This is a genomic window from Nitrososphaerales archaeon, from assembly GCA_025058425.1.
In the GTDB taxonomy this organism is placed as follows: domain Archaea; phylum Thermoproteota; class Nitrososphaeria; order Nitrososphaerales; family JANXEG01; genus JANXEG01.
Genome location: JANXEG010000087.1, coordinates 1 through 911 on the forward strand (window position 1 = coordinate 1; position 911 = coordinate 911).

Sequence of the window (911 nt, forward strand, 5' to 3'; positions counted from 1 at the left end):
CTGATCTCCTACATTCATTATTGTTATGAATCTCGTGAAGAGAATTGAAAGTACAAGATGTCCAATCATTAGGGACTAATGTAGTTGCTGAGAATCTCGTGAAGAGAATTGAAAGACTCTTTTGGTGAAATAAGGCATCTCAGCTAATGTGGCGAATCTCGTGAAGAGAATTGAAAGATCAATGCATATGTACCAGCTTCTAGCGCTACATCTGGTGTTAGAATCTCGTGAAGAGAATTGAAATGCGTGAAAGAGTAGAAGGATTAGGTGGTGAGAAAGATCTTAAGGATGGCGACGAATCTTCATAGCTATAGCTATATATGCAGTAATGCTATATGCTATATATGTGATGAAACGGTTAAGGTCTTTCGCTGTGGATTATGAGATCTTCAATTACTTTTACGAGCAGTTTAAAAGGGAGAAGGAGAATGCACGCTTGCTTGGCAAGCGAGGTCCAAAGAGCTTCGTGAGGTTTATGACCGATAAGCTTCGCGAATTGAAGAAGTTGGAAGAGAAGAGGAAGGCATGTAGTGTCAAGGTGTGAGGAAAAAAAATTTTATTAAAAAAAAATCCGACACTAACATATCGTTATCCACCTCGCTTGACCTGGAAACTTGGTGGACCTTAATTATATCTAACAGGTGTAAGAATATTATAGTTGGCTAAGCCAACTCGTATAGCTATCTTGCATTGATATACGTATATACGTTACCGATTTGGAGGAGAGAGAGATAGAGATTAGAGAGGGTTCATAAAGGGAGAGACTCATATACATAATACTCCTATTATATCAATAGGAAAGGCTTTTAAATTGGTTCCGTATATACGTATGCTATGCCAAAGGTCACGGTTTGGTTGAAGAAGCAGCTATATGAAGAAGCTAAGAGAGCAAAGGTAAACTTCTCAGAAGT

At 38.4% G+C, this 911-nt stretch carries 1 protein-coding gene and 1 CRISPR repeat array; the gene reads left to right on the forward strand.

Features of this window, described 5'->3' with window-relative positions; all coding sequences use genetic code 11:
* The first annotated feature begins 18 nt into the window (after positions 1–18).
* Positions 19–244: a CRISPR direct-repeat array (repeat unit 24 nt; unit sequence GAATCTCGTGAAGAGAATTGAAAG).
* A 129-nt stretch (positions 245–373) separates the two neighbouring features.
* Positions 374–544: a hypothetical protein gene (locus NZ896_06810; protein ID MCS7117154.1), complete on the forward strand. Its 171-nt coding sequence runs from the start codon at positions 374–376 to the stop codon at positions 542–544.
* Positions 545–911: the final 367 nt, after the last annotated feature.